Annotated in this window: 6 protein-coding genes; 2 read left to right on the top strand and 4 right to left on the bottom strand. The window is 72.7% G+C overall.

Annotated features, from left to right (window positions below):
- Nucleotides 1–374, bottom strand: a 374-nt coding sequence (locus ACIBCT_RS31910; RefSeq protein WP_399194924.1) for a ricin-type beta-trefoil lectin domain protein, incomplete at its 3' end; no start/stop codon positions are given.
- Nucleotides 375–1,023: 649 nt separating this feature from the next.
- On the opposite strand from ACIBCT_RS31910, the gene ACIBCT_RS31905 reads away from it, so the two are divergent.
- Nucleotides 1,024–1,569, top strand: coding sequence for a GNAT family N-acetyltransferase (locus ACIBCT_RS31905; protein WP_399194922.1), 546 nt, complete (start codon nt 1,024–1,026; stop codon nt 1,567–1,569).
- A 55-nt stretch (nt 1,570–1,624) separates the two neighbouring features.
- The gene (locus ACIBCT_RS31900; RefSeq protein ID WP_399194920.1) at nt 1,625–1,816 is read left to right on the top strand and encodes a hypothetical protein; all 192 of its coding nucleotides are present in this window, start codon (nt 1,625–1,627) and stop codon (nt 1,814–1,816) included.
- A gap of 77 nt (nt 1,817–1,893) precedes the next feature.
- Here the strand turns inward: ACIBCT_RS31900 and ACIBCT_RS31895 are convergent, their stop codons facing one another.
- The 3 genes from ACIBCT_RS31895 to ACIBCT_RS31885 form a co-directional block, all read right to left on the bottom strand.
- Nucleotides 1,894–4,305: a Tex family protein gene (locus ACIBCT_RS31895; protein ID WP_399194918.1), complete on the bottom strand. Its 2,412-nt coding sequence runs from the start codon at nt 4,303–4,305 to the stop codon at nt 1,894–1,896.
- A gap of 63 nt (nt 4,306–4,368) precedes the next feature.
- Nucleotides 4,369–5,238, bottom strand: coding sequence for a MetQ/NlpA family ABC transporter substrate-binding protein (locus ACIBCT_RS31890; protein WP_399194916.1), 870 nt, complete (start codon nt 5,236–5,238; stop codon nt 4,369–4,371).
- Nucleotides 5,239–5,390: 152 nt separating this feature from the next.
- Complete coding sequence (locus ACIBCT_RS31885) at nt 5,391–5,990, bottom strand: methionine ABC transporter permease (protein ID WP_344895991.1); 600 nt, start codon at nt 5,988–5,990, stop codon at nt 5,391–5,393.
- Between the last annotated feature and the right edge of the window lie 13 nt (nt 5,991–6,003).

The following is a 6,003-nucleotide window of genomic DNA, read 5'->3' as shown; positions in this document are numbered from 1 at the left end:
ACCCACTGCTGGGCGGAGGTGCCGTTGCAGTCGTAGAGCTGGATCTGCGCCCCGTCGGCGGTGGAGGCCGCGGTCACGTCCAGGCACTTGCCCAGCGCGCGGATCGTGCCGTCACCGTTGCGGCTCCACTGCTGGGCCGCGGTGCCGTTGCAGTCGTAGAGCTGCACCGGGGTGCCGTTGGCGCTGTTGGCGCCCGCGACGTCCACGCACTTGCCGGCGATGCCGGTGATCTGACCGGTGGCCGCGGCGGCCGGTGGCGCGGCCAGCACGCCGGTGACGGCGAGCAGGAGGGCGGTGACCGTCCCGCCGAGGGCGGCCGGGAGCGAGACGCGCCGACGCCGGGGAGGCCGGGGGGAGGGGCGGGTGGCGTCCATGCGCGGACTCCTTCCGTCGTGGGAGGTGACGTCCCGGCGACGACGCGACCCGCTGCGCGGGGAGAGCGTGACCGGCGTCACGACCCGTGTGGGGGGTGACGTGCGAATGCCGCCGGACGCGGTGAGCGTGTCACGTACCGCGGGCGGCCCGGTGGGCCTGCCGCGCGGGGTGCGCACGACGCGTCCTGGCCCTGCCGCGACGGATACGGCGGGGAGAACGGCTCGGCGGGCGGGGGCGCGGTCCGCGCGCCGCCCGGGCGGGGATCAGGCCGGGGCGCCCACCGGCGTCCGGTTCGAGGGGGAGCGAGTCATGGGGGGTCCCTTCGAGGCAAGGTCTCGCTTGCCGGAACCATAGGTCAGCCTTCGTTCTCGGGTCAATACAAGCAGTAAAAAAAGCGGTGCCGACGGGCCGGGACGCGTGCGAGGGGTCGCGTGAACTGCACGACGACGCCGGGCCTGACCTGGGGGAGGGGCGCGCCCCGGGGCACTCCTGTCAGGGACGGCCGTCAGGGGCCCGCGTCACCGGCGTCACCCGCCGTCCGTCCCGATCTTCCGTATGGTGTGATGTCCGGTAGGTGGTGGTTCCCGCGCGCCACCCGGCGGCAGTGCGGCGACAGGGCCGCACGCGTCCGACATCGAGGGTGCGCTCATGCTTCGTGGAGACAGGGTCCTGCTCAGAGCCGTCACCAAGGAGGACCTGGTCCCGCTCCACCGGCTGCACGAGGACGTGGAGACCAGGGTCGGCGCCGTGCCGGCACCCTGGCTCCCCGAGACGATCGAGCGGGTGACCGCCCGGTACGAGAAGCGGGAGCCCGACCCGGCCAACGTCGAGTTCGCCGTCCAGGCCGTGTCCGGCGAGCTGGTCGGCATCGGCATCGTCTGGGGCGTCGACACCCTCAACCGCAACGGGCACCTGGGCATGTCGCTGCTCCCCGAGGCGCGCGGCCACGGGTACGCCCCCGAAGCGCTGAGGCTGCTGTGCGACTACGCCTTCCGCATCCGCGGCCTGCACCGCCTCGGCCTGGAGACGCTCGTCACCAACACCGCGATGATCGCCGCCGCGGAGAAGGCCGGCTTCCGGCGCGAGGGCACGCTCCGCGGCAACGCCTGGGTGGCCGGGGCCTTCGTCGACGAGGCGCTGTTCGGCCTGCTGGCCACCGAGTTCACCGGCCCGCGCGCCGACGGGGATGTGTGAGAGCGTTGTCGTCGTCCCGGGCCGGATCCCGGGTCCGCGTACCGGAGGTGTCCCGTTGAAGACCTGGCTCCCGATCGGCCTCGGCGTCCTGCTCGTCCTGGTGGGCGGCCTGTGGGCGCTCCAGGGTCTCGGCCATGTGGGCGGCAGTTTCATGAGCGGCGCCCGCGAGTGGACGTGGATCGGCCTGGCGGCGTTCGCCGCCGGTCTCGTCATCGTCGTCTCCGCCCTGCTCCGGCGCCGCCGCTGACCCCGCCCTCGCGGGCGGGGCCTGCGGCGTCCGGACCCGCCCGGGGGCGCGTGACGCCCCACGGGCCGGGGGTGGGATCAGGGGCGCTTGCCCGAGCCGTCGAGCCCGGCCCGGCGCAGGGCGTCGGCCATGGCGCCGCCCGGCGCGTTGCGCGACTGCCCCCCGCGGTCCTGCCGCTGCCGGTCGCCGCCCCCGCGTCCCTGGCCCCCGCGTCCCTGGCCCCCGCGTTCCTTCCCGCCGCCACCGCCCTGACGCTGCCCGCCGTCGCCGCGCCCGTCGCGGCCCTGCTGGTCACCGCCGCCCTGCTGGTCACGCCGGCCGCGCGGGCCCGCGGGCTTGACGTCGTCCTCCAGGCGCAGGGTGAGCGAGATGCGCTTGCGCGGGATGTCGACGTCGAGCACCTTCACCCGGACGATGTCACCGGGCTTGACCACCTCGCGCGGGTCCTTGACGAAGTCGTACGAGAGCGCCGACACGTGGACCAGGCCGTCCTGGTGCACGCCGACGTCGACGAACGCGCCGAAGGCGGCCACGTTGGTGACCACGCCCTCCAGCAGCATGCCGGGCGTCAGGTCCGAGAGCTTCTCCACGCCCTCCTTGAACGTCGCGGTCTTGAAGGCCGGGCGCGGGTCGCGGCCGGGCTTCTCCAGCTCGGCGAGGATGTCGGTGACGGTCGGCAGGCCGAAGGTGTCGTCCACGAACTCCTGCGGGCTCAGCGTCCGCAGCACCGTGCCGTTGCCGATCAGCGTGGAGACGTCGCCGCCGGTGCGCTTCAGGATGCGCCGGACCACCGGGTACGCCTCCGGGTGCACGCTGGAGGCGTCGAGCGGGTCGTCACCCCCGCGGATGCGCAGGAAGCCCGCGCACTGCTCGAAGGCCTTCGGGCCGAGCCTGGCCACGTCCTTCAGCGCCCTGCGGGAGCGGAACGGGCCGTTGGCGTCGCGGTGGGCGACGATGTTCTCCGCCAGGCCGGAGCCGATGCCCGAGACCCGGGTCAGCAGCGGCGCGGACGCGGTGTTGACGTCGACGCCGACGGCGTTCACACAGTCCTCGACCACCGCGTCGAGCGAGCGGGACAGCTTGGTCTCGGCGAGGTCGTGCTGGTACTGGCCGACGCCGATCGACTTGGGGTCGATCTTGACCAGCTCGGCCAGCGGGTCCTGCAGGCGCCGGGCGATCGACACGGCGCCGCGCAGCGACACGTCCATGCCGGGCAGCTCCTGCGAGGCGAACGCCGAGGCGGAGTAGACCGACGCGCCCGCCTCCGACACCATCACCTTGGTCAGGCCGGGGACCAGCTTCACCAGCTCGGCGGCGAGCTTGTCGGTCTCGCGCGAGGCGGTGCCGTTGCCGATGGAGACGAGCTCCACGTCGTGCTTCTTCGCCAGCGCGGCCAGGACGGCCAGCGACTGGTCCCACTGGCGGCGCGGCTCGTGGGGGTAGATCGTGGCGGTCTCCAGCACCTTGCCGGTCGCGTCGACCACCGCGACCTTCACGCCGGTGCGCAGCCCGGGGTCCAGGCCCATGGTGGCGCGGCTCCCGGCGGGCGCGGCGAGCAGCAGGTCGCGCAGGTTGGCCGCGAACACCCGCACCGCCTCCTCCTCGGCGGCCTGCCACATGCGCATCCGCAGGTCGATGCCGAGGTGGACGAGGATGCGGGTGCGCCAGGCCCAGCGGACCGTGTCGGCCAGCCACGCGTCGGCGGGCCGTCCCCGGTCGGCGATGCCGAAGCGGTGCGCGATGCGGCCCTCGTAGGTGCCGGTGGGCTCCGGCTCGGGCTCCAGGGTGAGGGTGAGGATCTCCTCCTTCTCCCCCCGGAACATCGCCAGGATCCGGTGCGAGGGCAGCTTGGTGAACGGCTCGGCGAAGTCGAAGTAGTCGGAGAACTTGGCGCCCTCCTCCTGTCTGCCCTCGCGGACCGCCGCGACCAGGCGCCCCTTCGTCCACATCCGCTCGCGCAGCTCACCGACCAGGTCGGCGTCCTCGCCGAACCGCTCGACCAGGATCGCGCGGGCGCCGTCCAGCGCGGCCGCGGCGTCGGCCACGCCCTCGCCGACGAACGCCTCCGCCGCGGCCCTCGGGTCCACGGACGGGTCCGCCAGCAGGCCGTCGGCGAGCGGTTCGAGACCGGCCTCCCGGGCGATCTGCGCCTTGGTCCGCCGCTTGGGCTTGTACGGGAGGTAGATGTCCTCCAGCCGGGCCTTGGACTCGGCCGCCATGATCTGCGCGCGCAGGGTGTCGTCGAGCTTGCCCTGCCCCTCGATGGACTCCAGGATCGCGGTGCGCCGCTCCTCCAGCTCCCGCAGGTAGCGCAGCCGTTCCTCCAGCGTGCGCAGCTGCGTGTCGTCGAGCATCTCGGTGGCCTCCTTGCGGTACCGGGCGATGAACGGCACGGTGGCCCCGCCGTCGAGCAGGTCCACCGCCGCCCGCACCTGGCGCTCGCGCACACCCAGCTCTTCGGCGATCCGCTGATGAATAGACGTGGTCACGATCTCTCTTCCTCCGTGGTGGCAGGGACCAAGCTACCGCCTCGCCCGCCGCACGGCCGGATGTCAGCTCGTGGAGGAGATCACCGAACCCTGGTAGGTGGACTCGATGAACTTCTTCACCTCGGGTCCGGCCAGGAGCTCGGCCAGCTTCTTCACCCGGGGGTCGTTCTCGTCGCCCGGACGGACGACCAGCCCGTTGGCGTACGGGTTGCCCTCGGCCTTCTCCAGCACCAGCGAGTCTCCGGCGGGCTTGAGGTCGGCCTCCAGGGCGTAGTTGCCGTTGATCACCGCGGCGTCCACGTCCTCGAGGGAGCGCGGGAGCTGGGCCGCCTCCAAGGGCTTGAACTGGAGGTTCTTGGGGTTGTTCGCGACGTCGCGCTCGGTGGCGGCGGTCCCGACGCCCTCCTTGAGGGTGATCACGCCGTTGTCCTCGAGCAGCTTGAGCGAGCGGCCCAGGTTGGTCGCGTCGTTGGGCACCGCGACCGTGGCGTCGTTCGCCAGCTCGGTCACGGCCTTGATCTTCTTGGAGTACAGCCCGAGCGGCTCCAGGTGCACGGCCTGGACGAAGGTCAGCTCCCCGCCGCCCTTGGACTTCAGGAAGTCCGCCAGGTACGGCCGGTGCTGGAAGTAGTTCGCGTCCAGCTGGTCCTCCTGGAGCTGCACGTTCGGCTGCACGTAGTCGGCGAACTCGACGATCTCCACCTTGATCCCGGCCTTGGCGGCCAGGTTGTCGCTGACGTACTTGAGGATCTCCGCGTGCGGCACCGGGCTCACGCCCACCTTCAGCGGCGCGTCCGCGGCGGCCGACGCCCCCGACGCCCCCGACGCCCCGGACGTCGCCGCGGTGCCGCTGCCGGTCCCGGTCGAACCTCCGCAGGCGGTCAGGGTCAGTGCGAGTACGGCCGCGGCCGTGGCCCCCATCAATCTGCGCATCCCCGTGATCTCCTTGTCTGTGTGAAAGCCCGCGGGTCGTCCGTGTGGGACCCCGCGGGTCGTCCGTGTGAAAGCCCGTGGGTCGTCCGTGTGGGACCACCCCCGCGGGTCGTCTGTGGGAAAGCCCGTGGGGTCCGTGTGGGACCCCGCGGTCATCTGTGTGAGAGCCTGCGGGCGACGGCGTCGCCGAGGATCTGGATGAGCTGGACCAGAACGATCAGCAGGACGACGGTGACGACCATGACGCCGGTGTCGAACCGCTGGTAGCCGTACCGGATGGCGAGGTCGCCGAGGCCGCCGCCGCCGATCGCGCCCGCCATCGCGGAGTAGCTGATCAGCGCGACGACGGTGACGGTCAGCCCGGCGACCAGTTCCGGCAGGGTCTCGGGCAGCAGGACCTTGGTGACCACGGTGACCCGCCGCGACCCCATCGCCTGCGCGGCCTCCACCACCTCGCGGCCGACACCGCGCAGCGCGGTCTCCACCAGCCGGGCGTAGAACGGGACGGCCCCGAGCGTCAGCGGGACGATGGCGGCCACGGTGCCGATCGTGGTGCCGGTGATCAGCCGGGTGAACGGCAGGATCGCCACCATCAGCACGATGAACGGCAGCGAACGCCCCACGTTCACGACCGCCCCGAGCACGGCCTTCACCGCGGGCATCGGGGTCAGGCCGCCGCGGTCGGTGGTGACCAGCAGCACGCCGATCGGCAGGCCGAGCACCGCCGTCAGCAGCGTCGACCAGAACACCATCTGCCCGGTCTCC

Source organism: Streptosporangium sp. NPDC050855 (genome assembly GCF_044456585.1).
Taxonomy (GTDB): domain Bacteria; phylum Actinomycetota; class Actinomycetes; order Streptosporangiales; family Streptosporangiaceae; genus Streptosporangium; species Streptosporangium longisporum.
This window is presented reverse-complemented; position numbering and strand designations above follow the sequence as displayed.